29 protein-coding genes are annotated in these 25,702 nt (G+C 70.7%); 17 read left to right on the plus strand and 12 right to left on the minus strand.

What is annotated here, in order from left to right; translation table 11 throughout:
- Positions 1 to 379 precede the first annotated feature (379 nt).
- Complete coding sequence (locus BWR60_RS17405) at positions 380 to 919, minus strand: glutathione peroxidase (RefSeq protein ID WP_088152293.1); 540 nt, start codon at positions 917 to 919, stop codon at positions 380 to 382.
- Between the two features lie 143 nt (positions 920 to 1,062).
- Between BWR60_RS17405 and BWR60_RS17410 the strand changes: the two genes are divergently transcribed.
- Complete coding sequence (locus BWR60_RS17410) at positions 1,063 to 2,007, plus strand: 2-hydroxyacid dehydrogenase (protein ID WP_088152294.1); 945 nt, start codon at positions 1,063 to 1,065, stop codon at positions 2,005 to 2,007.
- 236 nt (positions 2,008 to 2,243) lie between these two features.
- Here BWR60_RS17410 and BWR60_RS17415 read toward each other — a convergent pair whose 3' ends face one another.
- Positions 2,244 to 3,068 carry an SDR family oxidoreductase gene (locus tag BWR60_RS17415; protein ID WP_088152295.1) on the minus strand — a complete coding sequence of 275 codons (825 nt, stop codon included), beginning with the start codon at positions 3,066 to 3,068 and terminating at the stop codon, positions 2,244 to 2,246.
- A gap of 135 nt (positions 3,069 to 3,203) precedes the next feature.
- Between BWR60_RS17415 and BWR60_RS17420 the strand changes: the two genes are divergently transcribed.
- Both BWR60_RS17420 and BWR60_RS17425 read left to right on the plus strand, forming a co-directional pair.
- A complete protein-coding gene (locus BWR60_RS17420; RefSeq protein WP_230983086.1) occupies positions 3,204 to 3,521 on the plus strand; it encodes a winged helix-turn-helix transcriptional regulator in 318 nt (105 codons plus the stop codon).
- Positions 3,522 to 3,523: 2 nt separating this feature from the next.
- A complete protein-coding gene (locus tag BWR60_RS17425) occupies positions 3,524 to 4,210 on the plus strand; it encodes a haloacid dehalogenase type II (protein ID WP_088152297.1) in 687 nt (228 codons plus the stop codon).
- 306 nt (positions 4,211 to 4,516) lie between these two features.
- Here the strand turns inward: BWR60_RS17425 and BWR60_RS17430 are convergent, their stop codons facing one another.
- Both BWR60_RS17430 and BWR60_RS17435 read right to left on the minus strand, forming a co-directional pair.
- A complete protein-coding gene (locus tag BWR60_RS17430) occupies positions 4,517 to 4,828 on the minus strand; it encodes a hypothetical protein (protein WP_144445651.1) in 312 nt (103 codons plus the stop codon).
- A gap of 107 nt (positions 4,829 to 4,935) precedes the next feature.
- Entirely contained in the window at positions 4,936 to 6,024 is a 1,089-nt protein-coding gene (locus tag BWR60_RS17435) for a LacI family DNA-binding transcriptional regulator (RefSeq protein WP_088152299.1), read from the minus strand.
- A gap of 109 nt (positions 6,025 to 6,133) precedes the next feature.
- On the opposite strand from BWR60_RS17435, the gene BWR60_RS17440 reads away from it, so the two are divergent.
- From BWR60_RS17440 to BWR60_RS17450, 3 genes are all read left to right on the plus strand, one after another.
- Positions 6,134 to 6,358 (plus strand): hypothetical protein, encoded by a 225-nt coding sequence (locus BWR60_RS17440; RefSeq protein ID WP_144445652.1) that lies wholly within the window; start codon positions 6,134 to 6,136, stop codon positions 6,356 to 6,358.
- A 172-nt stretch (positions 6,359 to 6,530) separates the two neighbouring features.
- Positions 6,531 to 7,751 carry a PLP-dependent aminotransferase family protein gene (locus tag BWR60_RS17445; protein ID WP_088152301.1) on the plus strand — a complete coding sequence of 407 codons (1,221 nt, stop codon included), beginning with the start codon at positions 6,531 to 6,533 and terminating at the stop codon, positions 7,749 to 7,751.
- A gap of 69 nt (positions 7,752 to 7,820) precedes the next feature.
- Positions 7,821 to 8,789, plus strand: a complete 969-nt coding sequence (locus tag BWR60_RS17450) for a YwqG family protein (protein WP_088152302.1) — start codon at positions 7,821 to 7,823, stop codon at positions 8,787 to 8,789.
- A gap of 3 nt (positions 8,790 to 8,792) precedes the next feature.
- On the opposite strand, the gene BWR60_RS17455 is transcribed toward BWR60_RS17450, so the two are convergent.
- Both BWR60_RS17455 and BWR60_RS17460 read right to left on the minus strand, forming a co-directional pair.
- The gene (locus BWR60_RS17455; protein WP_088152303.1) at positions 8,793 to 9,461 is read right to left on the minus strand and encodes a methyltransferase family protein; all 669 of its coding nucleotides are present in this window, start codon (positions 9,459 to 9,461) and stop codon (positions 8,793 to 8,795) included.
- A gap of 67 nt (positions 9,462 to 9,528) precedes the next feature.
- A complete protein-coding gene (locus BWR60_RS17460) occupies positions 9,529 to 9,780 on the minus strand; it encodes a DUF3297 family protein (protein WP_088152304.1) in 252 nt (83 codons plus the stop codon).
- A 116-nt stretch (positions 9,781 to 9,896) separates the two neighbouring features.
- Between BWR60_RS17460 and BWR60_RS17465 the strand changes: the two genes are divergently transcribed.
- Positions 9,897 to 10,994 carry a lactonase family protein gene (locus tag BWR60_RS17465; protein WP_179221816.1) on the plus strand — a complete coding sequence of 366 codons (1,098 nt, stop codon included), beginning with the start codon at positions 9,897 to 9,899 and terminating at the stop codon, positions 10,992 to 10,994.
- A gap of 250 nt (positions 10,995 to 11,244) precedes the next feature.
- Here the strand turns inward: BWR60_RS17465 and BWR60_RS17470 are convergent, their stop codons facing one another.
- Complete coding sequence (locus tag BWR60_RS17470) at positions 11,245 to 12,018, minus strand: SDR family NAD(P)-dependent oxidoreductase (protein ID WP_088152306.1); 774 nt, start codon at positions 12,016 to 12,018, stop codon at positions 11,245 to 11,247.
- 164 nt (positions 12,019 to 12,182) lie between these two features.
- On the opposite strand from BWR60_RS17470, the gene BWR60_RS17475 reads away from it, so the two are divergent.
- From BWR60_RS17475 to BWR60_RS17485, 3 genes are all read left to right on the plus strand, one after another.
- Positions 12,183 to 12,773, plus strand: coding sequence for a TetR/AcrR family transcriptional regulator (locus BWR60_RS17475; protein WP_088152307.1), 591 nt, complete (start codon positions 12,183 to 12,185; stop codon positions 12,771 to 12,773).
- A gap of 418 nt (positions 12,774 to 13,191) precedes the next feature.
- On the plus strand, positions 13,192 to 13,701 hold the full coding sequence (locus BWR60_RS17480) for an OmpA family protein (protein WP_179221817.1): 510 nt from the start codon (positions 13,192 to 13,194) through the stop codon (positions 13,699 to 13,701).
- A 395-nt stretch (positions 13,702 to 14,096) separates the two neighbouring features.
- Complete coding sequence (locus BWR60_RS17485) at positions 14,097 to 14,729, plus strand: hypothetical protein (RefSeq protein ID WP_088152309.1); 633 nt, start codon at positions 14,097 to 14,099, stop codon at positions 14,727 to 14,729.
- 410 nt (positions 14,730 to 15,139) lie between these two features.
- Here BWR60_RS17485 and BWR60_RS17490 read toward each other — a convergent pair whose 3' ends face one another.
- On the minus strand, positions 15,140 to 15,424 hold the full coding sequence (locus BWR60_RS17490) for a BolA family protein (RefSeq protein ID WP_088152310.1): 285 nt from the start codon (positions 15,422 to 15,424) through the stop codon (positions 15,140 to 15,142).
- A gap of 168 nt (positions 15,425 to 15,592) precedes the next feature.
- Here BWR60_RS17490 and BWR60_RS17495 point away from each other — a divergent pair, with 168 nt between their 5' ends.
- From BWR60_RS17495 to BWR60_RS17520, 6 genes are all read left to right on the plus strand, one after another.
- Positions 15,593 to 16,174, plus strand: coding sequence for a J domain-containing protein (locus BWR60_RS17495; protein WP_088152311.1), 582 nt, complete (start codon positions 15,593 to 15,595; stop codon positions 16,172 to 16,174).
- A gap of 33 nt (positions 16,175 to 16,207) precedes the next feature.
- Complete coding sequence (gene cobS / locus BWR60_RS17500) at positions 16,208 to 17,188, plus strand: cobaltochelatase subunit CobS (protein ID WP_088152350.1); 981 nt, start codon at positions 16,208 to 16,210, stop codon at positions 17,186 to 17,188.
- A 135-nt stretch (positions 17,189 to 17,323) separates the two neighbouring features.
- Complete coding sequence (cobT, locus tag BWR60_RS17505; protein ID WP_088152312.1) at positions 17,324 to 19,180, plus strand: cobaltochelatase subunit CobT; 1,857 nt, start codon at positions 17,324 to 17,326, stop codon at positions 19,178 to 19,180.
- A 381-nt stretch (positions 19,181 to 19,561) separates the two neighbouring features.
- The gene (locus BWR60_RS17510; RefSeq protein WP_088152313.1) at positions 19,562 to 20,743 is read left to right on the plus strand and encodes a helix-turn-helix transcriptional regulator; all 1,182 of its coding nucleotides are present in this window, start codon (positions 19,562 to 19,564) and stop codon (positions 20,741 to 20,743) included.
- A gap of 82 nt (positions 20,744 to 20,825) precedes the next feature.
- Positions 20,826 to 21,371, plus strand: coding sequence for a GNAT family N-acetyltransferase (locus BWR60_RS17515; protein ID WP_088152314.1), 546 nt, complete (start codon positions 20,826 to 20,828; stop codon positions 21,369 to 21,371).
- Complete coding sequence (locus BWR60_RS17520; protein WP_230983087.1) at positions 21,368 to 21,814, plus strand: acetyltransferase; 447 nt, start codon at positions 21,368 to 21,370, stop codon at positions 21,812 to 21,814. The genes BWR60_RS17515 and BWR60_RS17520 overlap by 4 nt, the downstream gene beginning before the upstream one ends.
- 175 nt (positions 21,815 to 21,989) lie before the next feature.
- Here BWR60_RS17520 and BWR60_RS17525 read toward each other — a convergent pair whose 3' ends face one another.
- The gene (locus BWR60_RS17525; RefSeq protein ID WP_179221818.1) at positions 21,990 to 22,481 is read right to left on the minus strand and encodes a GNAT family N-acetyltransferase; all 492 of its coding nucleotides are present in this window, start codon (positions 22,479 to 22,481) and stop codon (positions 21,990 to 21,992) included.
- Positions 22,482 to 22,641: 160 nt separating this feature from the next.
- Positions 22,642 to 23,151: a shikimate kinase gene (locus tag BWR60_RS17530; RefSeq protein ID WP_088152317.1), complete on the minus strand. Its 510-nt coding sequence runs from the start codon at positions 23,149 to 23,151 to the stop codon at positions 22,642 to 22,644.
- A 180-nt stretch (positions 23,152 to 23,331) separates the two neighbouring features.
- Between BWR60_RS17530 and murI the strand changes: the two genes are divergently transcribed.
- Positions 23,332 to 24,201: a glutamate racemase gene (murI, locus tag BWR60_RS17535; RefSeq protein WP_088152351.1), complete on the plus strand. Its 870-nt coding sequence runs from the start codon at positions 23,332 to 23,334 to the stop codon at positions 24,199 to 24,201.
- A 7-nt stretch (positions 24,202 to 24,208) separates the two neighbouring features.
- Here murI and BWR60_RS17540 read toward each other — a convergent pair whose 3' ends face one another.
- Together BWR60_RS17540 and BWR60_RS17545 are read right to left on the minus strand one after the other, a co-directional pair.
- On the minus strand, positions 24,209 to 24,697 hold the full coding sequence (locus tag BWR60_RS17540; protein WP_218823565.1) for a DoxX family protein: 489 nt from the start codon (positions 24,695 to 24,697) through the stop codon (positions 24,209 to 24,211).
- A gap of 158 nt (positions 24,698 to 24,855) precedes the next feature.
- The gene (locus BWR60_RS17545; protein ID WP_088152319.1) at positions 24,856 to 25,611 is read right to left on the minus strand and encodes an SDR family oxidoreductase; all 756 of its coding nucleotides are present in this window, start codon (positions 25,609 to 25,611) and stop codon (positions 24,856 to 24,858) included.
- Positions 25,612 to 25,702 lie beyond the last annotated feature (91 nt).

The raw sequence follows: 25,702 nt of genomic DNA on the forward strand, positions 1-25,702 counted from the left end.
AAGCACCTCCTGCGAAGCACCTCCTGCGCAAGGCCGCTCGACGCAACCCCGACGCTATCTGCGACGCCATCGCCTCCATCCTCGACACTGTCACCCCGCCACAGTGCCGCAACTTCTTCGCCCAGGCCGGTTATGACCTCAGATAAATTCATCCCGCTCTAGAGCCGGGTCAACACCCGCCGAAGCCGGACAGACGGTTCCTTTCCCTCACCGTCATTGCGAGGAGGCGAAGCCGACGAAGCAATCCAGGGGCCGGTGCGCACCGGCCCCTGGATTGCTTCGCTGCGCTCGCAATGACGATTCTGGGAATTCTGAAAAAGGTCTCGCTTGCGGGAGAGGCAACGCGAAAACGCTCCCTATCGGCTTCCGGCCCGGGCAGTCAGCGCGCCAGCGCCGCGTCAACCGCTTCCGTGACCTCCGGGCCGGTCGGCTCCGCCGCGCTGGGGAAGCTGGCCAGCAGGGTGCCGTCGCGGCCGATCAGCAGCTTGTGGAAGTTCCATTTCGGCACGGCCGCCGCATCCTGCTGCGCCGCCCAGCGGTACAGCGGATGGGCGTCGGCGCCGACCACCGCCTGCTTGGCCAGCATCGGGAAGTCGATGCCGAAGGTGGTCTCGCAGAATTCCTTGATCTCGCCGGACGAGCCCGGCTCCTGCGCCCCAAAATCGTTCGACGGCACGCCGAGCAGCACGAAGCCGCCGTCGCGGTGCCGGGCCCACAGCGCCTCCAGGCCCGAATACTGCTTGGTGAAGCCGCAGAAGGAGGCGGTGTTCACCACCAGCACCACCTTGCCGGCGAAGGCGTCGGGAGCGAAGGCGCCGCCCTCCAACTTCGGCAGCGGCAAAGCGGACCAGTCGAGCGGGCGGGCTGCGGCGGGAGTCGCGATCATGATCAGCACCAGGAAGAGCAGTCGGGCCAGCATCGTGGAACCTCCGACGGGATGCCCCACGCTGCCCCGCCGCGCCCCGGAACGCAACCCTTGGCTCCTCGCCCGCCGCCGAATCCCGTGCTAGGACGGAACCCGCCGGATCCCCGGCGCCCGATTCCGGCGATGGAACCCCGCCCGTGCCCGAAACCGTCCTGCACCTGCACCCCGGCATGCCGGAGGCCTCGCTGCGCCCGATGCGCGAGCGCTATGAGCTGATCGAGCATTCGCGCGCGAGCGCCGAGGCCGGCCCGCTGCCCGAGGCCGACCGCATCCGTGGCGTGGTCACCATCGGCGTGATCGGCATCGACCGCGCGCTGATCGACCGGCTGCCCAACCTGGGCATCATCAGCTGCTACGGCTCGGGCTATGAGCGGATCGACGTGGCGGCGGCGAAGGCGCGCGGCATCGCCGTCACCAGCAACACCGGCGCCAACGCCGCCTGTGTTGCCGACATGGCGCTGACCCTGCTGCTGGCCAGCGTGCGCCGGCTGGGCGAGGGTGACCGCTTCGTCCGCGCCGGGCAGTGGACGCGGCCCGCTGCGCCGCCGTCGCTGATCTCGACCGGCCTGGCCGGGCGCCGGGTCGGTATCCTCGGCCTCGGCTCGATCGGCGAGAAGATCGCGCGGCGGGCCGCCGCCTTCGACATGGAGGTCGGCTACCACAACCGCCGGCCGAAGCCGGGCGTGCCCTGGGCCTATCACGACAGCCTGGCGGCGCTGGCGGAATGGGCGGACATCCTGGTCGTCTCCTGCCGCTCCGACGCCAGCACCCGCGGCATCGTCGACCGCGCGGTGCTGGAAGCGCTGGGGCCGCAGGGCCACGTGATCAACATCGCCCGCGGCGAGGTGCTGGACGAGCCGGCGCTGATCGCGGCGCTGGAGGCCGGCACCATCGCCGGCGCCGGCCTCGACGTGTTCGAGCACGAGCCGCAGGTGCCGGAGGCGCTGAAGCGGCTGGAGAACGTGGTGCTGGCGCCGCACATCGCCAGCATGACCGAGGCCGCGCATCGCGAGATGTGCCGGATGACGATCGACGCGCTGGACAATTTCTTCGCCGGAAGGCCCCTGACCAACGCGGTGTGAGGCGGCGGGGCGGCAGGAGCCGGCCGCAGGCGTGTCGTTGGCATTTTGCGAGCCCTCTTCAGAACTCCCAGAACCGTCATTGCGAGCGTAGCGAAGCAATCCAGGGGCCGATGCGCACCGGCCCCTGGATTGCTTCGTCGGCTTCGCCTCCTCGCAATGACGGCGGGGAATAGCCAGTTCTGAAAAGGTCCGGCGGGAGAGGCAATGCGAAGAACCCGGCCTCCAGCTCCTGCCCGCTACGCCACCGGCATCGTGCCGCCGTCGATCACATGCTCGCTGCCATGGATCGCGGCAGCGCGGTCGGAGGCCAGGAAGGCCACCAGCTCCGCCACCTCCTCCGGCCAGGCCGGGCGGCCGATCGGGATGCCGCCGAGCGATGCCATCAGGGCCTGCCGGGCGGCCTCGACGTCGGTGCCGTCGCGGGCCGCCAGCCTCTCGACCAGCGCGGTGGCGGCCTCGGTCTGCACCCAGCCCGGCGCCACGCGGACGACGCGCACGCCCTTTGGCCCGACCTCCTTCGCCAGCGCCTTGCTGTAGGTCGACAGCGCCGCCTTGGCCGCGGCATAGGCGGTCGTCGCCTCCGGCAGCGGCAGCCGGCTCTGGATCGAACCGACATGGATGACCACCCCGGCGCCGCGCTCCAGCATGCCCGGCAGCAGCGCCCGGTCCAGCCGCACCGCCGGCATCAGGTTCAGGTCCAGCGCGCGCCGCCATTCGCCGTCATCCAGCGCCGCGAAGCCGCCGGCCGGGGCCTTCGAGCCGCCGAGGACATGGACCAGGATATCGGCGCCGCCGAGCCGGTCCCGCACGGCCTCCGCCACGGCGGCGCAGCCCTCCGGCCCGGTCAGATCGGCCGCCACGAAGGGCTCGGCCTCGTCGAGACCGGCCGGCCGGCTGCGGGCCACGGCCAGGACGCTGGCCCCGGCCCGGCGCAGCCGCGCCGCCACCGCCGCGCCGATGCCGCGGCTGCCGCTGGTCACCAGGGCGCGCCGGCCCGCGAGCTCGCGCGGATCGGCCGGGAATTCAGGACGGGCGATCGGGTCGGGCGGCGTGAGCGTCATGGCGGTTCCTCGGGATCGGTTGCGGGACGCCGAGGATGGGAATAGGGTTTCGCAATGGCAAGTACGCACGAAAAAGTAAGGTACTCACCGGAAGGTAAGAGACCGGCCTACACCCCGGGCTCCGCCGCCGCGGGGGTGGAGCAGGCGCTGAAGGTGCTGGAGGGCCGGTGGAAGCTGGTGATCCTGTTCCACCTGTTCGGCGGCAAGCTGCTGCGCTTCTCGGAGCTGGAGCGGGCGATCCCGGCGATCTCGCAGAAGATGCTGATCCAGCAGCTGCGGCAGATGGAGGCCGACGGCATCGTCCGCCGCATCGTCCACCACCAGGTGCCGCCCAAGGTGGAATACGCGCTGACCGATTGGGGCCAGGCGCTGTGCCCGGCCCTGGACGCGATCCTGACCTGGGCGGAGCAGCGGCCGGCCGCGCCCGCCGAGGGCGGCGAGCAGGGAGACTGACCATGGGTACCGGGCCGCTGACCGGGGTGAAGGCCTGCGTCTTCGACGCCTATGGCACGCTGTTCGACACCGCCTCGGCCGCCCGGCGCTGCGCCGATGAGGTCGGCGACCAGGCTGGCCCGCTGGCGGCGCTGTGGCGCGAGAAGCAGCTGGCCTACACCTGGCTGCGGGCGGTGCAGGGCCGCCACGCCGATTTCTGGCAGGTGACCGGCGACGCGCTGGACTTCGCGCTGGAGACGCTCGGGATCGACCGGCCCGGCCTGCGCGAACGGCTGATGGAGCTGTACCTGACGCTGGAATCCTATCCCGAGGTGCCGGAGGTGCTGCGCCGGCTGCGCGCCGCCGGGCTGAGGACGGCGATCCTGTCCAACGGCACGCCGCGGATGCTCGAGGCGCTGGTGGCCGGCGCCGGGCTGCAGGGGCAGTTCGACGCGCTGCTGTCGGTGGAGCAGGCCGGGGTCTACAAGCCGGATGCGCGCGTCTACCAGCTGGCGCTCGACACGCTGGGGCTGCCGGCGCGGGCGATTTCCTTCCAGTCCTCGAACGGCTGGGACGCCTATGGCGCCTCGGCCTTCGGCATGCAGGTGGTCTGGTGCAACCGCGCCGGACAGCGACCGGAGCGGCTGCCGGGCGCGCCCGACCGCGTGGTCGCGACGCTGGCGGCGCTGCCGGCCCTGGTCGGGGCTTAGGGGCTGACGCCTGCCTCTCTCGCAAACGGGCTTTCGGATTTCAAACACCGTCACTGCGAGCGCAGCGAAGCAATGACGGCGAGGGGAAGGCCGTTCGAAAGATCCAGCCAAACACGAAAGAGGCGACGCAAAGCACCGTTCCCGTGGAGGGCTTCGGCTCGGCCAGCGACCGTTTGGAAATGCACTGGCGCGAGTCGGCTGGCGGCGGCGTCGAGAACCGGAGCGCAGCGCACGTTTGGTGCGTGAGCACCGGAAGCTTCGAGTCCGCCGTCAGACGGCCGCGCCAGTAGCGTTTACAGACGGTCTCTAAACGCCGCAGTCCTGGGCGTAGCTCTGCTGCTCGTCGGTGACGATCTGCTGGTGGTCCTGCAGGTCGGACTCTTGCAGCCGCAGCTCAGCTTGGCAGGTCTTGTAGATGTCGCCCAGCTTGACATAGGCGTCGACCAACTTCTTGTGCGCGGCGCATTTCTCCGCCTGCGGCGCCGCCAGGCTGGACAGCCGGGCGGATTGCAGCGGCGGGATGGCCTTGGTCTGCGCCATGAAATCCTCGTTGCAGCCGGCGAAGGCGGGCACGGCCAGCAGCGGCACAGCGGCCGCGGCGAGAAGAAATTGCTTCACGACACGCATCTCCACGCTCCGGGATCCCGCGTCCGGCGACGGAGCGCGGGCGGCGAGAGAAACCCGCCCCGGCGGGATTCGTTCCGGTCGCGGCCTGGACGGTCCGGTCAGCCCGGCGCCGGGCCGGTCGAGCCGCGCAGCACCAGCTCGGTGCCGAAATGGATCTCGTCGCGGCCGCGCGGGTCGATCAGCAGCTCCGCCGCCGCCCGCCCCTTCTCGACCAGCGGCTGGCGGATCGTGGTCAGCGGCGGCTGCACGGCCGCGGCCATGGCGATGTCGTCGAAGCCGATCACCGAGATGTCGTCCGGCACCGACAGGCCCTGGCGCGCCAGCCAGTCCATGGCCCACAGCGCCAGGCGGTCGCAGGTGGCGAGGATCGCGGTCATGCCCGGCTGGCGCCGCATCAGCCGGGGCATGCTGCGGTCGATCGACGCCGCCTCGAACAGGCATTCTTCGATCGCCACCCGCCCGGCCGGGATACCGGCCTCTTCCAGCACCTCGAGATAGCCGTAGAGCCGCTGCTGGCAGGCGTCGTAGATCGAGTCGCGGATGCGCCGGGCCGACACCGCGCCCTCCCGCTCATCCGGCATCAGCTCCATCGACAGCACGCCGATCCGGCGGTGGCCGAGGCCGAGCAGATGCCGCGCCGCCGCCGCCGCGCCGCTGCGGTCGGCCACGGTGACGGTGCGGCAGCCCGCGACCAGCGGCTGGTCGACCGTCACCACCGGCAGGCCACGGCTGCGGATGATGTCGAGAACGCCCGGCTCCTCCTCCATGCAGTACATGATGAAGCCGTCGACCGCGGCCGAGCCGAGGGCCTTGCGCGCCGCCTCGACATCCGCGGCGGCATAGACCGAGATGCCGCGGCCGGTCTCGTCGCACACCGCGGCGACGCCCTGGATCAGCGCCAGCGCCGCCGGGTCGCCGAAGGCGTAGCCCAGCCCCTCCGGGATCATCACCGCGACCGTGCCGATCTGGCCGGTGCGCAGCATCCGGGCCAGCGGGTCGGGGCCCTGATAGCCCAGCGCCCCGGCCGCCTCCATGACCTTGGCGCGGATCGCCTCGCTGACCCGCTCTGGGTGGTTGAAGACGTTGGAGACGGTGCCCTGCGCCACCCCCGCCGCGGTGGCGATGTCGCGCAGCCGGGCCTTGGGCTTCGGGGCGTCGGGCTTGTCGGGCGAGGCGTCCTCGGGCATGGGGCGAGAGCGTAGCGCCGATCTTGAACCGATTCAAAAACTCCTTGACGGCCGGCATGGTCGCAGCGATTATGAATCGATTCAAAAAATCGATTCAATGGAGGCCGTCATGTCCCTCATGACCGGATTCCCGCTGGTCGCCCATCTGATGCAGATCAAGCTGGGCGGGCGCTTCAGCCACCTGCCGCCCTCGGTGGCGGCGGAGCTGGAGGCCTTCGCCGCCGCCGAGGAGGAGGCCGGGCGCCCGATCCTCGAGCCGACGAAGCCGGCCGCCCCGCGCCGCTCCTCGGTGCCCGCCCCCGCGCCGTCCTTCGCCCTGCGCAAGGCGTGCTGAAGCCACTCTCCGCTCCCGGATGCGGATCGAAATAAAATGTCCCCAGATCCGCACCCGGCGCAACTCTGGCATGATATAGGTCAGTCTCATTGACATAAATCGGCCTGCCATGGTTCGGTCGGGGAACGGCGCCGGACAGACGCCGCGCCCAGGAAGACCAAGGACCAGACCGATGACCATCGGCGAGACCCATTACGCCGCCCGCGCCGGCCGCATGCGCGCCTCCGAGATCCGCGAGCTCCTGAAGCTCCTGGACCGGCCCGGCGTCATTTCCTTCGCCGGCGGCATCCCCGACCCGGCGCTGTTCCCGGCCGAGACCATCCGCGCCGGCTACGAGGCCGCGCTGGCCGCCGGCGACACCGCGCTGCAGTATTCGGTCAGCGAGGGCTATGCCCCGCTGCGGCAGTGGATCGCCCGGCACATGGGGTCGATCGGCGTGCCCTGCGGGCCCGACAACATCGTCATCACCTCCGGCTCGCAGCAGGGGCTGGACTATCTCGGCAAGCTGTTCCTGTCGCCGGGCGACACGGCGCTGGTGGGCTGGCCGACCTATCTCGGCGCGCTGCAGGCCTTCAACCCCTATGAGCCGCGCTACGACCGGCTGGAGCCGGAGCACGGCAACGCCACGCCCGAGATGTATCGTACGGCGGCCGAGGCCGCCGGCAGCCGGGTGCGGCTGGCCTATCTGACGCCCGATTTCGCCAACCCCTCGGGCGAGACGCTGAGCCTGGCGGCGCGCGAGCGGGCCCTGGCGCTGGCGGACGAGCTGGACATCCCGCTGGTCGAGGATTCGGCCTATCAGGCGCTGCGCTATGACGGCGAGGACGTGCCGCCGCTGCTGGCGCTGGACGTGGCGGCCAAGGGCGATATCGACCGCAGCCGGGTGATCCATTGCGGCAGCTTCTCGAAAACCCTGGCGCCGGGGCTGCGCATCGGCTGGATCTGCGCCGCGCGGGGCGTGGTGCAGAAGCTGGTGCTGACCAAGCAGGCGGCCGACCTGCACACCCCGACGATCAACCAGATGGTGATGCACCACGCCGCCGAGCACGCCTATCCGGCCCAGGTGGCGAAGATCCGCGCCGCCTATCGCGACCGGCGCGACCGCATGCTGGCGGCGCTCGAGCGCCACATGCCGGCGGGGGTCAGCTGGACCCGGCCGCAGGGCGGCATGTTCATCTGGGTCACCCTGCCCGAAGGGCTGGACGGCGCCGCGCTGCTGGCCCGGGCGGTCGACCAGGGCGTCGCCTTCGTCCCCGGCCGCGCCTTCCATGCCGACGGCACCCTCGGCAACACGCTGCGCCTGTCCTTCTCCCTGGCCGGCGCCGAGGCGATCGAGGAGGGCATCGGCCGGCTGGGCCGCCTGATCGCAGGGGCGGCGAAGGCCGCGGCCTGAGGCGGGCGCCTCTTCTCTGCAAGGCCGAAGCGGTCCACTCTTCGGACATGGCATCGGAGGGGCTCTGCCATGTTCACGAGCAAGGAGCAGATCGAGGCGTCTTTGCGCGCCGCCCGTGTCTCGGCGGCTCGCGCGGCGGCGCTGGCGGCCAGGGCCAAGCCCTGTGTACGCCTGGAGGCAATCGTGCTCGCAGAGGACGAGACCATCCCGCTCGGTGCCACCAGGATCGGCGGTCGCCCGGATCTGCCCGCCGGGACGGCGTGGCCGGTCCGGCCGCCCTACCCGGACGCCGCGGATCGGATCGCCGAGACCCGCGCGACCCTCGAGAATATCCGGGCCACCAACGAGGCCGCGCTGGCCAGGAATTCGCCCTACGCGTGGTCCAGCGACAAGGTCGAGGCACAGGCGAGATATCTCCTGGACGCGATCGCGCCCGTCGCTGAGGCCCGGCCGCTGACTTTCGTCGCTCAGCTCGACTTGGCCGGAATACAGACCGTTCAGCCGCTCGACCCCGACATCCCCGTCGCCGGGCGACTGGTGTTCTTCTACGATGTCGAGCAGCAGCCCGAGGGCGTCAATCCGGAGGACTCAGCCGGATGGGTGGTGTTGCACGACACGGCCGACGCCTCGACGCTTTCGCGCATCGTGCCGCCCTCGGATGCGGTGAGCAGCTTCCGCCCTCTCCGCGGCCACGGCCGGGCCGCGGTCTCGCCGGTGCCGGAGGAAGAAGCGTTCCCGTCGGACCGTTCGGACCCCGATCGCGCTTCTTTGGTTGAGTGGTACTCGGATCGTTACGACGCTCTTCTCGGCCGGATCGACTGGCGTGCCCATCAGGCCGGCGGCCATCCCGACCAGATCCAGCTCGGGCCGCAGCCAGGCAGGAAGGCCGAGGACTGGATCCTGCTGATGCAGATCGATAGCGACCACCGGAGCGGCATGACATGGGGCGATTCCGGGATGCTCTATGTCTGGATCCGACGCGAGGACCTGCAGGCACGGCGGTTCGACCGCGCCCGGGTGATCCTGCAGTCCTTGTGAGGCTCAGTACACCCCCGGCACCAGCCGCCACGTCCGGGCGCGATAGGCCTCGTACTCCGCGCCGAACTGGTCGGCCAGCAGCCGTTCCTCGGACCGGATGCGGGCGACCAGCGGCACCAGGTTGAGCAGCGCCAGCACCACGCCGGGGACGGAGCGGAAGGCCAGCGCCCAGCCCAGCGCGCCGATCATCAGCCCGAGATAGCTGGGGTGGCGGATCACGCCGTAGATGCCGCCGGTGACCAGCCGGTGCCCGGGCTGGATCGCCACCAGCCCGCTGAACCGCCGGCCGAGCACGAAGACCGGCCAGAGCCGCGCCGCCCCGCCCACGACGAACAGGGCGACGCCGAGCCAGCGGACGGTGTCGCCGTCCAGCGTCCAGACCTCCATCCGGTCGGTCCAGGCCGGGACATAGGCGGCGAGCAGCCCGAGCCCGGTGAAGGCCGCCAGCACCCAGCGGTTGCCGCGGTCCTCGCGCTCGCCGCCGCTGAGATTGCCGCCGGTGAACAGGCTCGCGACGGTCAGCACCACGGTGACCACGACCAGGGCGATGCGGGCCGGATGGGCGAAGAAGGCGGCGACCCCGCCCCAGCCGAGCACGGCCAGGCCGAGATAGACCACCGTGCCCAGCACGGCGGCCAGCGCCAGCTTCGGCGATGTCGGCGATCGGTCCATCCGCCACCTCCCGGGATCACGCAGGAGTCAATGCCCGGCGGGCGGCCGGTGTTCCGGCCGTGCGGCGTCAGGCTTCGGGAGCGTCGTCCCGGAAATACGGCTCGACCGTGCCGGTCTTCTTCACCGTCAGCGGGTTGCCGCGGCGGTCCAGCGCCTTGCCCATCGACAGCAGGACCCAGCCCTCGCTGACGCAGTACTCCTCGACATTGGTGCGCTCGGCGCCGTTGAAGCGGATGCCGACGCCGCGGCGCAGCGCGGCCTCGTCGAAATGCGGGCTGTTCGGGTTGACCGACAGGCGGTCGGGCGGGGTGTCGGCCATCGGAGACCTCCGGGTTCAGGCGGCGGATGGCGGGTGATAGCCGCGCGCGGCGGCGCTGACAATGCACGACACGGATGCTATCGGGTGGACCAACCGACAAAAAGGGAGGCGAGGCGATGCTGTTCCATGTCTGCAGCTACACCGGCGCATCCGGCAACGGCGAGGGCATCACCCTGTGCCGGCTGGAGCCGGAATCGGGCCGGCTGGAGGCGCTGTCGAGCGTCGCCGGGCCCAGCCCGTCCTGGCTGGCCTTCGCCCCGGACGGGCGGCACGCCTATGCCGTCAACGAGATCGACGACTTCGGGGGCGCGGCCCAGGGCGCCTGCACCGCCTATCGGGCCGACCGGGGCAGCGGCGCGCTGACGGCGCTGAACACCGTCGGCTCCGGCGGCACGATTCCGTGCCATGCCAGCGTCCATCCCGGCGGCCGGCACCTGCTGGTGGCGAATTACGGCGACGGCCGCCTGGCGGTGCTGCCGATCGCGGCGGACGGGTCGCTGGGCGCCGCCACCGACATCCGGGCGCCGGCCGGGCCGGTCGGCGCCGACCGGGCCGAGGCCGGGCCGCCCGGCAGCTTCGCCATCAGCGGCCACGACGGGCCGCATGCCCATATCATCGAGACCGCCGGCCGCTTCGTGCTGAGCACCGATCTGGGCCAGGACCGGATCCATGTCTGGACCCTGGACGAGGCCGCCGGCGTGCTGCGCCCGGCCGACCCGCCCTTCTTCCCCACCGCCTCGGCCGGCGCCGGGCCGCGGCACCTGGCGCTGCACCCGAACGGCCGCGTGCTCTACACCACCTATGAGGAGGCATCGCAGCTGGCGGTGCATGACTGGGACCCGGCAACCGGCCGCGCCGCCTTCCGCCAGCAGGTGGGGTCGCTGCCGCCGGGCTTCGCCGGCTCCAGCTTCGCCTCGGCGCTGGCGGTCAGCCGCGACGGCCGTTTCCTCTATTCCGGCAACCGACTGCACAACAGCATCGCCATCTTCGCCATCGAGCCGGGCGGCACGCTGCGCTGGCTGGACGCGGAATGGACCCGCGGCGACTACCCGAACCATGTGGCGCTGGACCCGACCGGCCGCTTCCTGTTCGCCTGCAACCGGCGCAGCGACAACGTCACCCTGTTCCGGGTCGACGCCGAATCCGGCCGCCTGGCCTTCACCGGCCGCTACCTGCCGATCGGCAGCCCGAACATGGTGGCGTTCCTGCCCTAGGCGGTCTCGCGCCGCAGAGGCCGCACCTAGGGTTGCCTCTCCAGCAGGCGGGACCCTTTCAGAATTCCCAACACCGTCATTGCGAGCGAAGCGAAGCAATCCAGGAGCCAGTGCGAACCGGCCCCTGGATGGATTCGTCGGCTTCGCCTCCTCGCAATGACGGTGAGGAGGCAGGTGTTATGGAAAGGTCTCGCCTGCGGAAGAGGCCACGCGAACACATTTGACCCCTGCTGCGCTGGTCGCCGGAGCCTTATCCTCTGTAAATCGGCGCCCCCGACGGCGACCCGGTGGCGCCGCCGTCGACGAAGAGGTCGACGCCCTGGACGTAGCTGGAGTCGTCCGAGGCCAGAAACAGCACCGTTTTCGCGATCTCCTCGGCCTGGCCGAAGCGGCCGGCCGGGATGCCGCGGCTGATGCGCTGCACCAGCGCTGCGCGGCCCTCCGGCGTCGGCGCCACGGCGGACCAGATGTCGGTGTCGGTCGCGCCCGGCGAGACCACGTTCACCCGGATGCCGCGCGGCGCCAGCTCCGACGCCAGCACCTTGCCCATCGACCGGATGCCGCCCTTGCTGGCGGCATAGGCCGACCAGCCGGCCGCGCCGAGCGCGCTGTGCACCGAGCTGGTGAGGATGATCGAGGCGCCGTCGTTCAGATGCGGCAGCGCCGCCTGCACCGTGAAGAACACGCCGGTCAGGTTGACACGGAGGATCTGCTCGAACTGCTCCAGCGCGGTCTGGCCCAGCGGCGTGACGCCGCCGATGCCGGCATTGGCGAAGACGATGTCGAGCTTGCCGAAGCGCTCCACCGCCTGCGCCGCCGCCCGCTCCATCGCCGCGGCGTCGGCGGCGTCGGCCTGCAGCGCCAGCACGGCGTCGCCCAGCTCACGGGCCGCGGCGTCCAGCGTCTCGCGGTTGCGGCCGGTGATCGCCACCTTCGCGCCCTCGGCCACGAACAGCCGGGCCGTCGCCAGGCCGATGCCGGCATTGCCGCCGGTGATCAGCGCAACCTTGTCCTGCACCCTCATCTCGCTCTCCTGCGCCCGCCCGGGCGACGATTGACACCTGACGACGATCCGGGCTGGCGACGATGGCCGGCCGAGCCCATGTTTGAGATGATGCTCGTCATCTCAATCGGGAAGATGATAAGCGTCATCCTGATTGTCAATGCACGGCCGGGGAGGAATTCGCCATGGGCCATTCACGGCGGGACAAGGCGGCCAGCCACGACCGCATCGTGCGCATCGCCGCCGGCCGCTTCCGCGAGGCCGGGGTCGACGGCCTGAGCGTCGCCGGGCTGATGCAGGAGGCGGGGCTGACCCATGGCGGCTTCTACCGCCATTTCGGGTCGCGCGACGATCTGGTGGCCGAGGCGCTGGACGAGGCCCTGGCCCAGAGCCGGGCGACCGTCGCCGCGGCGCGGGAGACGGGGGCCGGCTACGGCGCCATCGTCGCCGACTATCTGAGCCCGCAGCATCGCGACGCGCCGGGGACGGGCTGCGCCGTGGCGGCCCTGGCCAGCGAAACGGGGCGGCTGCAGGGCAAGCCGCGCGAGGCCTTCACCCGGCACATCGAGGCCAGCCTGGACGGGTTCCTGGCCCTGCTGCGGGAGACGAACCCGGCGGCCACCCGCGCCGACGCGCTTCTGACCGTCACCGCCCTGGCCGGCGCCGTGGCCATCGCCCGCGGCGTCAGCGACCCGGCGCTGTCGGACGAGATCCTGCAGGGGGTGCGGGAGAAGCTGGCGGCGCTGGCCGGGCCGTCACCATCGCCGGGCGTGTGAGCGGGCACGGCGGGGCGGCCGGTCCGCGAAGGGTGAGGAGCGCCCCCTCTGACGGAGCGGCGGGACGTCCGGATCGCGCCAAATGCGGTCATCGCGTTCGCGCCGCAACAGCGGACATCGACCGAACGTGAGAGATCCCGGCGCTTTCCGGCCGACACGGCCCGATCAGCACGCCCGAAACCGGCCATTTCAACCGGCACCTTGAAGCGGACATGACCGGACGCGACCCAAACCGGCCAGCCTCGGTGTGCCAAATCCGGACCTCAGCACCCGCCCTGAAACTAGGCATCGGTAACTCCGACCTGGAGCCGTCGCCTTCTGGCATCGAGCAGTCCGCCATGCCTAAATAATGCGATGTCCATATGCTCGAGGGGATCGGCGCTGGATGCCTTGTGGGGCTGCTCGAAGGGGAATGGCCATGAAGAGTTGGGCGATCGGGGTGGCTGCGGTGGCAAGCGTCGCTGTCGCTGGATGCGCGGGCCAACAACATGCGAAATCGAACGGGGCCGAAGTCGGAATCATTGATACCGTTGAAGGTCTCTTCGGCGGGATGCCGCACCAATATCTCGTCACGTTCGCCCCCGATAGCGCACGCATCAATCCCGACGACGCCGCCGAGCTCAGGAAGCTGGCAAAAGATGCGGCCGAGACGGATGCCCCAAGCGTTCTCCTTGAAGGTCACTCGGACAAAACCGATCGTCGGGGAGCAGCCAAGCCCCTGTCAGTCCGGCGCGCGGAGGCGGTTCGAACCCTATTCGAGGCCGAGGGCGTCACAAAAGACAGGATTATAGTGGAGGGGGTCGGTGCGGATGAGCCGGTCAACCAACCCGGCTTTGTGTTTGCCAATGCCCCTCACAACCGGGTGGTGATGATTGCGATCTACCCGAACCGAAGCCAAAAGATAGCTCCTAAAGTTCCTGCCACTTAGAGGGGCACCCAGCCTGGTGTGACGGTCACCTGCTGTACTTCCGGTACGTCCGCTCTCCGCCCAATGCCGTCGGCGCGGTCAGGGGGAGTGTCTCAAAAGCCGCCATTGGGTTGGCCTGGCTCGATGCTCGAACATGCGCTTGCCCGCAGGGATCGCCGACAGTTCCCTCCGTGGGCCACGTCCGCTTTCGGGCGCGGTTGGATCGTTTGTCGACCCCGCAAAATCATCCGCACCGAGCCGCATGCGGGCAGCATACCGGCGTCATCCCCGCGACAGCGGGGATCTCCGTTCCTGGCGGTGCCAGATTCCCGCTTTCGCGGGAATGACAAGGGCCGGAGCGCAGTAAACGCAATGTTCATTGCGCGGACGTGCGATTCTCGTTCATGATATGTTCCATGAACAAGGCGCAGCCCGTCTCCACCCCACAGCCCGCGATGCCGGGCCTCGACCCCGAGCGGGCCGAGCGGGCGGCGCGCATGCTCGACCGCTTCGCCGAGATGGCGATGGAGCAGGCCGAGGCGATGCACCAGGCCGTCCTGGCCGCCACCCAGGCCGGTGACGCCGTCGCGGCCAAGGAGTTCGGCCTCGCCTTCGACCGCGTCGGCCGCGGCCTGCGCCGCGCCCTGGCGCTGCAGCTCCATCTCGCCCGGAAGGCCCGCGAGGCCGCCGACAGGACCGCGGCCGAGGCCAAGGCCCAGCTTGAGCTGAAGGAGCGCCGCCGGCGGCAGGTGGCGCGTGTCGTCACCAGCTCGATCGCCACCGACCCAAGTTTCGACGAGGGCGAGAAGCTGCTGGCCGCGACCGAGACCTGGGGCCGGCTGCTGGAGATGGACGACATCGACGCGGCCCTCGCTTTGGCCGACCACCCGATCGAGGAGATCATCCTCCGCCTCTGCCGCGACATGGATGTCCAGCCCGAATTCATCCTGATGGCCGACCCGGACGCCAAGGCCCAGGCCCCGGCCAAGGATGACAGCGCCACCGACGAGAACGGGCTGATTTTCTGGCCGCGCACCGGGCGGGACTAAGCCCGCTACTCACGCCAGCAGTCGATCATGGGCGGCCCGTTCACCTGGTTCGACAACGACACCAGGACTCGCCACGACCGGCTGCCCTGGGAGCCGGAGCCCAAGCCGGATGACGACGCCGCCGATGCCGATGACGGCTGAGCGGGACGCCTTCCTGTCCGAAAGCGCCGTCGCGTCGCCTCTCCCACTGGCGGGAGAGGTCGGAGGCGCTTGCGCCTCCGGGTGAGGGGGTTTTGTCGAGGCCCGGGCCCACCCTCACCCGGTCCCGCTGTGCGGGCCCGACCTCTCCCGCCAGGCGGGAGAGGCAATATGAAAAGACGCTCGGGATTGTTGCGGATGGCGACGCCGGCACACCCGCCGATACCGCCGCACCCCGTCCGCGCCGATGTCCCGTGCCAGCTCGCCGGTGGTCAGCCGCCCGCCTTCTCCGTCTCCCCCGGCGTCCGGGTGGTCAGCGACAAGGCGTGCACCCGGTCCTTCAGCTCGGCGGCCAGCAGGTCGTAGACTAGGCGCTGCCGCTCGACCCGTGACTTGCCGGCGAAGGCTTCGGACACGATCAGCACCCGGAAATGGCTTTCACCGCGGCCGTCATGCCCGGCATGCCCGGCATGGCGGTGGCTGTCGTCGATGATCTCCAGCTGGGCCGGGGCCAGCGCCTCCTCGATCTTGCGGCGCATGCGGTCGGCGATCTGCATCGGTCCTCTCCTCGATCCGGCCCCGTGATAGCAGAGGCGGCGCGGCGGCGGGAGAGCACGGCCCTAATATTCCCATATGACGCAAGCCCCGATGCTGCGACACGAGGGCAGGGCAGATTTCCGCCGCCTCGACTTGTCAGGCGAAAACGCCCTCCCCATACTCGCAGCATGGCCACCGCGAACCGCAGATTCGACCGGGCATTCGAGGAGCCGGCGCCAGCAGCGCGCCGTTGCGACCACCCGGGCTGCGCCTGCGCCGGGGAGTTCCGGGCGCCGAAATCGCGGCAGCACCTGAACGACTACTGGTGGTTCTGCCTGGAGCATGTGCGGGAGTACAACCGCAGCTGGAACTACTATCAGGGCATGAGCGCCGACCAGATCGAGCGCGAGGCCCGGCGCGACACCGTGTGGGACCGGCCGACCTGGCCGATGGGCTCCTGGCGGGCCGAGCAGCGGATGCGCGCCCGGATCTATGAGAGCTTCGCCGAGGGCGCGGGCGACAACCCGTTCCATGCCGGCCGCGAGGCGCAGGAGGAGGCCAAGCAGGGCCGCCCGCTGACCGAGCAGGAGAGCGCGATGAAGACGCTCGAGCTCGCTCCTCCCTTCGACCTGAAAACCCTCAAGGCCCGCTACAAGACCCTTGTCAAACTGCATCACCCGGACGCCAATGGCGGTAGCCGCGACGCCGAGGAGAAGTTCAAGACCATCAACCACGCCTACAGCGTGCTGAAGGCCGGCTTCGCCTCGTGAACCATACTCTGGAATTTGGACTTCGACTGGATCATGAGCGCTGACACCTCCACGACGCTGCCCGACATCAAGGTGTCCGTGCGGCAGACCTTCGGCATCGACAGCGACCTGCAGGTGCCCGCCTTCTCGTCCGCGACGCAGCACGTGCCGGAGGTCGACACCGCCTACCGCTTCGACCGCGACACCACCATGGCCATCCTGGCCGGTTTCGCGCACAACCGCCGCGTCATGATCCAGGGCTATCACGGCACCGGCAAGTCGACCCATATCGAGCAGGTGGCGGCGCGGCTGAACTGGCCCTGCATCCGGGTGAACCTGGACAGCCACATCAGCCGCATCGACCTGGTCGGCAAGGACGCCATCGTGCTGCGCGACGGCAAGCAGGTGACCGAGTTCCGCGAGGGCATCCTGCCCTGGGCGCTGCAGAACCCCTGCGCCATCGTGTTCGACGAGTACGACGCCGGCCGGCCGGACGTGATGTTCGTGATCCAGCGCGTGCTGGAGGTCGAGGGCAAGCTGACCCTGCTGGACCAGAACCGGGTGATCCGCCCGCACCCGGCCTTCCGCATCTTCTCGACCGCCAACACCGTCGGCCTGGGCGACACCACCGGCCTGTATCACGGCACCCAGCAGATCAACCAGGGCCAGATGGACCGCTGGTCGATCGTCGCCACGCTGAACTACCTGCCGCATGACGCCGAGGTCGAGATCGTCCTGGCCAAGGTGCCGGATTTCGACAATGAGGAGGGCCGCGCCAAGGTCAACGCCATGGTCCGCCTGGCCGACCTGACCCGCGCCGGCTTCATCGGCGGCGACATCTCCACCGTCATGTCGCCGCGCACGGTGATCACCTGGGCCGAGAATTCGCGCATCTTCGGCGATGTCGGCTTCGCCTTCCGCCTGACCTTCCTGAACAAGTGCGACGAGGTCGAGCGCTCGACCGTGGCCGAGTACTACCAGCGCTGCTTCGGCACCGAGCTGCCGGAAAGCGGCGTCCGCGCCCATCTGGCGTGACGGTTGCATTTTGCTGTCATGCCCGGGCCTGACCCGGGCATCCAGAGACTGTCGAGACCCACTGGATTGCCGGGTCAAGCCCGGCAATGACAGACTGAGGAAAGAACGGCGAAAGCCGTAGAGACGAAGCAGGCGATGCCCCAGGACGACAGCCCGATCGAGGTGTTCAAGCGCGCCACCACGGCGACGGTGCGGGCCATTTCCGAGCGCCCGGACATCACTGTGGCCTATTCCAGCGAGCCGGCCGGTGTCGCCGGCACCCGGGCCCGGCTGCCGCAGCCCTCGCGCCTGCTGACCTCGGCCGAGGTCGCCAAGGTGCGCGGCGCCGCCGATGCCGTGGCGCTGCGCCTGCGCCACCACAACGCCAAGCTGCACGCCGCCCGGATGCCGCCGGGCGAGGTCGCCCGCGCCGCCTTCGAGGCGCTGGAGCAGGCGCGCTGCGAGGCGATCGGCGCCACCCAGATGGCCGGCGTCGCCGGCAACCTGGCGGCGGCGCTGGACGACCGCTTCAAGCGCCAGGGGCTGGACCGCGTCACCGAGCGCGAGCAGGTGCCGCTGGCCGAGGCGGTGCGCCTGGCCGCGCGCGAGGCGATGACCGGCGAGAAGCCGCCGCCGAACGCCCGCCACGCCGCCGAGCTGTGGAAGTCATGGCTGGAGAGCCGGATCGGCCGCTCGCTGCACGAGCTGGCCGATTCCATGGACGACCAGGAGGCCTATGCCCGCTGCGCCAAGCACCTGCTGTCCGAGCTCGACATCGATGTCGGCCAGGAGGACGAGACGCAGGAGGACGAGGACGGCGAGGACGACGACAAGGCCGAGGGCGAGCAGCCGGAGGAGCAGGGCCGCGAGGGCGAGCAGGTCAGCGCCGAGGCCGACGACAGCGACAGCGACCCCGAGAGCGGCGACGAGACCGACGCCGAGGGCGCCGAGCAGGAGGAGGCGTCGGAGGATTCCGACGAGTTCTCGACCGAGGACACCGAGGCGCCGGGCCAGCCCTGGCGCGACGACCAGACCGGGTCGCTGGACCCCAACGGCCTGAACTACAAGGCCTTCACCACCCAGTTCGACGAGATGGTGTCGGCCGAGGATCTGTGCGACGCCGACGAGCTGTCGCGGCTGCGCCTGATGCTGGACCAGCAGCTGCAGCACCTGCAGGGCGTGATCGCCAAGCTGGCCAACCGGCTGCAGCGCAAGCTGATGGCCAAGCAGACCCGGTCCTGGGATTTCGACCTGGAGGAGGGCATCCTCGACGCCGCCCGCCTGGCCCGCGTCGTCATCAACCCGCTGACGCCGCTGTCCTTCAAGATGGAGCAGGACACCGATTTCCGCGACACGGTGGTGACCCTGCTGATCGACAATTCCGGGTCGATGCGCGGCCGGCCGATCACCATCGCCGCGATCGCCGCCGACATCCTGGCGCGGACGCTGGAGCGCTGCGGCGTCAAGGTCGAGATCCTCGGCTTCACCACCCGCGCCTGGAAGGGCGGCATGGCGCGCGAGCGCTGGATCCAGCAGAGCAAGCCGCAGAATCCCGGCCGGCTGAACGACCTGCGCCACATCATCTACAAGGCCGCCGACGCGCCCTGGCGCCGCGCCCGCAAGAATCTCGGCCTGATGCTGCGCGAGGGCGTGCTGAAGGAGAACATCGACGGCGAGGCGCTGCTCTGGGCGCACAACCGCATCGTCGGCCGGCCGGAGCAGCGGCGGATCCTGATGGTGATCTCCGACGGCGCGCCGGTCGACGACTCGACGCTGTCGGTCAACCCCGGCAACTATCTCGAGCGGCACCTGAAGCAGGTGATCGAATACATCGAGCGCTGGTCGCCGGTGGAGCTGGTGGCCATCGGCATCGGCCATGACGTCACCCGCTACTACCGCCGCGCCGTCACCATCGTCGACGCCGAGCAGCTGGGCGGCACCATGATCGACAAGCTGGCCGAGCTGTTCGACGAGGAGCCGAAGAAGGCCGTCGCGATGCGCCGCGCCAGCTAGGGCGCGGACCGGACATCACCGGCACGACATCTGCCAGGGCGGCCGCATTCGCGGCCGCCTTTGTCATGCCCACCGCCCCGCCTTCGCCGCCGCGCCTCCACACCGATGCCACAATAAAAGTGCTTATAATGGCATCAGCAAAAACACTGTATGATCCTGTCGGAGAGGAAGACGCAGCATGGTTGCGGCGTCGACCTCATAAGACTTGGTCCTATTCCAGGAACGGGGCAGGCTCGACTATCGGCGTATTTTCCTGTCCTTAGGATATTTTTGGAGCACAGGGATGCCGGCATGCCATGATGGGGGCGACGCGCATGTAACGGTTCGCTGCGCCTCGGCGCGCCGTTTCGGCGGGGCCGGCCGCGGCGACGGAGCGTCCGAATGAGTGCGGGCGCGCAGGTGATCCTGCGGACCGTGCAGCGGATCTACGATGCCGCGATGGAGCCGCAGGACTGGCCGCACTGCCTGGATTCGGTGCGCGACCTGGTCGGCGGCTCGCATGCCGTGTTCACCACCACGACGGCCGACGGCGTCCAGCTCTCCACCTGCTCCCGCATGGATGTGCAGCAGCATGGCGCCCGCTGCGACCGGATCCTGCACAGCGATTTCTGGGCCGAGCAGATGCGCCGGTTCCCGACCGGCGCCGCGCGCACCCAATCCTCCCTGGTCCCGGTCCCGGATTATGAGCGGACCGATTTCTACCAGCAGCTGATCCGGCCGATCGGCGGCGGCCTGGCCGCCGTGGCGGTGCCGTGGCGCGGCCCGTCCAGCTGGACCGCCGTCCGTGTCTGCCGGCCGCTGCATGAGCGCGATTTCGGCCCCGAGGAGCTGAACCGGCTGCAGGTTCTGGTGCCGCATCTGGCCAAGGCCGGCAAGCTGAACCGTCGCCTGGCCAGCGTCGACCCGCGCGCCACCGGCGCCCTGGCGGCGATCGACGCGCTGGGGCTGGGGCTGATCCTCTTGGACCGGCACGGCCGGCCGGCCTATCGCAACGAGCGGGCCGAGGCGATCATCGCCGCGCGTGACGGGCTGCTGGCCGACGCCTACGGCATCGCCACCACCCTGCCGGCCCAGACCCGGGCGCTGCACCAGGCGATCGCCGCGGCGATGCTGCTGGCCGGCGGCCCGGACAGCGCCGACGACGCGCTGACCCACGCCGCGGCCGCGATGCTGCGCATCCCGGTGTCGCGGCGCCCGCCGAACGGGCCGCTGATCCTGACCGTGGTGCCGGCCCCGACGGCCGATGGCCGCGGCCCCGCCCCGGGCGAGCCGGGGGCGGTGGCGGTGCTGATCTCCGACCCCGACCGCCGCAGCCGCATCGACACCGCCGGCCTGGCCAGCGCCTATGGCCTGACCCGGCGCGAATCCGACCTGGCGGCGCTGATCGCCGACGGCTTCGGCCCGGCCGAGGCGGCGGAGAGCCTGGGCATCTCCATCGGCACCGCCCGGCACTACCTGAAGCAGGTGTTCGAGAAGACCGAGACGCACCGTCAGGCCGAGCTGGTGCGCCTGCTGCTGCACAGCTTCATCGCCCCCGATTCCGGCGCCGCGGCCGGCCGCTGATCCGACCGTCGGCTTGACCGGGCGGCTTGACCGGGCGGCCCGGATCGGGCCTGCTGCGCCTCCCCGATTCAGGAGGCGCCCGATGCCGGCACCCGTTCTGGAGACCGCCCGGCTGATCCTGCGCCCGACCCGGGCCGAGGATTTCGAAGACTGGGCCGAGTTCATGGCCGATCCGGAGGCCACCCGCTTCCTCGGCGGCGTCCAGCTGCGCACCGTGACCTGGCGCATGTTCCTGGTGACCGCCGGCGCCTGGGCGATACAGGGCTACTCCATGTTCTCGGTGATCGAGAAGGCGACCGGCCGCTGGGTCGGCAGGCTCGGCCCCTGGCAGCCCGAGGGCTGGCCGGGCACCGAAATCGGCTGGGGGCTGAGCCGCGCCGCCTGGGGCAAGGGCTACGCCACCGAGGGCGCCGCGGCGACGATCGACTGGGCCTTCGACCATCTCGGCTGGACCGAGGTGATCCACTGCATCGCGCCGGAGAACGAGCCGTCCAAGGCGGTGGCGCGCCGGCTCGGCTCGCGCTTCCGCGGCCTCGGCCGGCTGCCGGCGCCGATCGACACCGAGGTCGAGATCTGGGGCCAGAGCCGCGCGGAATGGCGCAGCCGCGCCGCGGGAGGCCGGCCGTGACCATCGCGATCCGAGCGGGCCGGCCGGACGATCATCCGGCGCTGCTGGAGATCTGGCTGCGCGCCGTGCGCGCCACCCACGGCTTCCTGACCGAGGACCAGATCCAGGCCCTGCTGCCGCTGCTGCGCGACCAGTACCTGGCGGCGGTGGAGCTGTGGGTCGCCGCCGGCGCGGACGGGGCGCCCGAGGGCTTCATGGGGCTGGACGGGTCCAAGGTCGAGATGCTGTTCGTCGACCCGGACCGGCACGGCCGCGGCACCGGCCGGGCGCTGCTGGCCCATGCCGCGGCGCTGAAGGGCGACCTGACCCTCGACGTCAACGAGCAGAATCCGGGCGCCCTGGCCTTCTACCGCAGATGCGGCTTCCGCCAGACCGGCCGGTCGCCGCTGGACGGCCAGGGCCAGCCCTTCCCGTTGATCCACATGACCTCGGCAGCCGGCTAGGAATGAATCGAGGCCCGATCTTTGCGTTGCCTCTCCCGCGTGGCGGGAGAGGTCGGGCTCGCGCAGCGAGACCGGGTGAGGGCTGGTCCCGGTCTCGACAAACTCCCCTCACCCGGAGCCGCTTCGCGTTACCGCCTTGGCGCGATTGGGTAACCCGACTCGGGGGTGTCCCACTTTAAGGCGCAACCGCCTTGCTCATCCGTCGGGTGGTCGGGGCGAAGCCGGCCGCCTCGTAGCAGGCGACCGCCCCGGCGTTGAATTCCCAGACGCCGAGCTCGAGGCTGGCGAGGCCGCGGCCGCGCGCCCAGTCCTCGGCCCGGCGCAGCAGCAGCCCGGCGACGCCGCGGCGGCGATGGCCCGGCATCACCACCAGGTTGTCGATCTCGGCGATGCGCCGCTCCGGCCGCACCGGGTTGGCCGGGACCGTCTTCTCGACCAGCGTGGCCAGGCCGGCCAGGACGCCGCCATCATCGGCGACCAGGATGGCGCTGTCCGGCCCCGCGATCAGGCCGCCGATCACCTCTGGGCTGCGCGCCGGCCCTTCGGGCGCGACGAACACGTCGGGCCGGGCCTCGCGGTGGAAGCGGTCGAGCTCGGCGAACAGGATGCAGAGGGCGGCATGCTCCTCCGGCCGGGCCGGGCGGATGATGATGGATCGGGGCGGCATCGGGAGATCTCCTGGCAGCGCCGCACGGCCCCGGAGACCCACATGAAAATGCCGCCGGAACCGGCGGCATGGGATGGGCATGAAATGTCGTCCCGCCGCCCTAGAGGAGCGGGGCACCGTATCGCGGAGCGGGGCGCGGGCGACGAACCATGCCTGAAGGCTATCGGCGGGCCGGGCCGCGGTCAACTGCGCGCCAAGCGGCCACCGCTTCGGCGATCACGGTCGCCGCCTGGTCCGGGGTCAGCCCGGCATTGTCGAGGATGACGTCGGAGAAGGCCGGGGCGGCATAGCCCTCCGCATACATCTCGACGATCCGCTCGCGCTCCTTCGCCGACAGCGGACGGCCGCCGCGATCGGCCAGCGCCACCGCCATCGGCGGCGCCAGCGTGGCGGTGAACAGCCGCACCCCGCGCCGGGCCGCCGCCGCAGCCAGCCGGGCATGGTCCTGCGGCCGCAGCGGATAGGCGATCACCAGGGTGCCGGCAGCGGCGGCGATCAGCCCCTCGATCCGCGCCAGGCCCCCGGCGATGACGGTGTCGAGATCGGCGCCCTCCGGCGCGTCGTGGTCGTCGCCCTCGACGAAGCCGGCGCCGGGCAGCAGGCCGGCCAGGCGGCGCGCCACCGTCGACTTGCCGGCATTGATCGGCCCGTTGACGCAGATGATGTCCATGGCGCGCTCCTCCCCGCGATGCACCGTCCTAGCCCGGCGAAGAGCGCTTGTCAGGCGGATGATCGGGGCGGAGCCCGCGCGGAGGCCGGCGGGCGCGCCGCGCGAAACCCGCCGCCTGCCGAACGCCTTGAGAATGCCCTCGACATCCGCTACCGCCAGGGCAGGATCACGGGGATGCGGATGATCGGGGTTTTCGATTCAGGACATGGCGGGCTGACGGTGCTGCAGGCGCTGACCCGGCACCTGCCGCGGCAGCGCTTCCTCTATCTCGGCGATCACGGCCACGCCCCCTATGGCAACCGCGAGCCGGAGGAGATCTACCGCCTGACCGTGGCGGCGGTGGAGCGGCTGTTCGGCCAGGGCTGCCGGCTGGTGGTCCTGGCCTGCAACACCGCCGCCGCCACCGGCCTGCGCCGGCTGCAGCAGACCTGGCTGCCGCAGCATTTCCCCGACCGCCGGGTGATCGGCGTGCTGGTGCCGATGGTCGAGGCGATCACCGGCGTGCCCTGGATGGCCGACATCCGCACCGGCCGGCACCGCGGCGAGCCGCGCACGGTCGCCATCTTCGCCACCCGCCACACGGTGCGCACCGGCGCCTTTGTCGAGGAGATCGGCAAGCGCGCGCCGGAGATCACGGTGGTGCAGCAGGCCTGCCCGGTGCTGGTGACGCTGATCGAGCGCGCCGCGCCGGAGGCGGTGCTGCGCCGCGCCGTGCGGCGCTATTCGGCCCTGCTGATGCGGCAGCTGCAGGGCGTGCCGCCGGATGCGGTGATCCTGGGCTGCACCCATTACCCGCTGGTCGCCGACCTGTTCGCCGAGGCGCTGCCGCCGGGGGTCGAGGTGCTGTCCCAGCCCGACATCACCGCCCGCAGCCTGAAGGCCTATCTGCAGCGCCACCCGGAATTCGACACGGCCGGCGGGGACGAGGCGCCGCCCGAGTTCTTCACCACCGGCGACGCCGCCCGGGTCTCCACCCTCGCCACCCGCTTCTACGGCCGCCCGGCCCTGTTCCGCGCGATCGGGGCCGAGGCGCTGGCCGGGGTGCGGTAGGGCCGGCCTAGATCTCCCGCCCGATCAGGCGGTCGAGCGAGGCCGGGCCGCCGCCGGCGAAGGCGAAGCGCAGCATCAGCACGCCGAGCAGGAAGGGATATTCGATGCCGCGGTCGATCCAGGGCCAGGTCGGGCCCAGCGCCAGGCAGACCACCGCCATCTCGACGGCGAACATCGGCGCCACCACCCGGGTCAGCAGGCCCAGCGCCAGGGCCCAACCGCCGATCACCTCGAGATAGGCGACGATGTCGGCCAGCAGAGGCGCGCCCGGCAGCCGCAGCACATTGGCAATCAGGTTCATCGACGCCGCCATCGGATCGGCCATCGAGCCATGGGCCTCTCCCAGCAGCTTGGGCAGCCCGTGGGTCACCATGGTCACGCCCAGGACGACGCGCAGCCCAGCCTCACTGAGGGGCGACGCAACCTCGTACAGCCCGGCGAGGCGGGGGAAGATCAGGTGGTCGGCGTCGCGGCTATGGCTAAGATCTCGGGACATCATGTGGACTCCGGGAAGGTGGCAGGTGGGAAGCGGCGGGGCCGTCGCCGGTCTCGCTTCGGGTCAGCCGATCACGCGCGGCGTCAGGATGTCCTCGAGCCCGATCCGCCGCTGCAGTTCGGCCCGCACGCGGTCGGCGACACCGTTGACGATTCCGGTCAGACCAGACCGCCATTGGCGCGGATCACCTGGCCGTTGACCCAACCGCCCTGCGGGCCGGCGAGGAAGGAGACGACGTTGGCGATGTCCTCCGGCGTGCCCAGCCGCTCCAGCGGCGCGGCCTTGGACAGGCGGTCGATCACCTCCTGGGTCTTGTCGTTGAAGAACAGGTCGGTGCCGGTCGGCCCCGGGGCCACGGCGTTGACGCTGATCGACCGGCCGCGCAGCTCCTTCGCCAGGACGCCGGTCAGCGCCTCGACCGCCGCCTTGGTCGCGGTGTAGACGCCGTAGGTCTCGAACCTGGTGCCGACCACGCTGGTCGAGAAATTGATGATCCGGCCGCCGTCGCGCAGCCGCCTGGCGGCCTCGCGCAGGGTGTTGAAGGTGCCCTTCAGGTTGACCGCGACCGTGCGATCGAACAGCGCGTCGTCGGCGTCGGCGATCCGCGCCAGCGGCATGATGCCGGCATTGTTCACCAGCACGTCGACGCCGCCATAGGCGGTCTCGGCCGCGTCGAACATGCGCCGCACCGCGGCGGGGTCGGCGACGTCGGCCTGGGCCGAGATGGCGTGGCCGCCGGCCTGCTCGATCCTGCGGGCCAGGGCCTCGGCCGCCTCGGCATTGCCGACGTAGTTGATGACGACGGTGAGCCCGTCGCGGGCCAGCCGCTCGGCGATGGCGGCGCCGATGCCGCGGGAGGCGCCGGTGACGATGGCCACCTTGCCGGGCGCGACCTTGGTGTTCCGTTCGCTCATGATGTCCTCCGAAACCCGATCTCGTTGTGGGGATGAGGCAAAGATGCGCCTTCCCGCCTGCCGGATAATCTGGTCTGATCCGGCATCATCA

The sequence above is a fragment of the Inquilinus limosus genome (assembly GCF_002195995.1).
In the GTDB taxonomy this organism is placed as follows: Bacteria; Pseudomonadota; Alphaproteobacteria; order DSM-16000; family Inquilinaceae; genus Inquilinus; species Inquilinus limosus_C.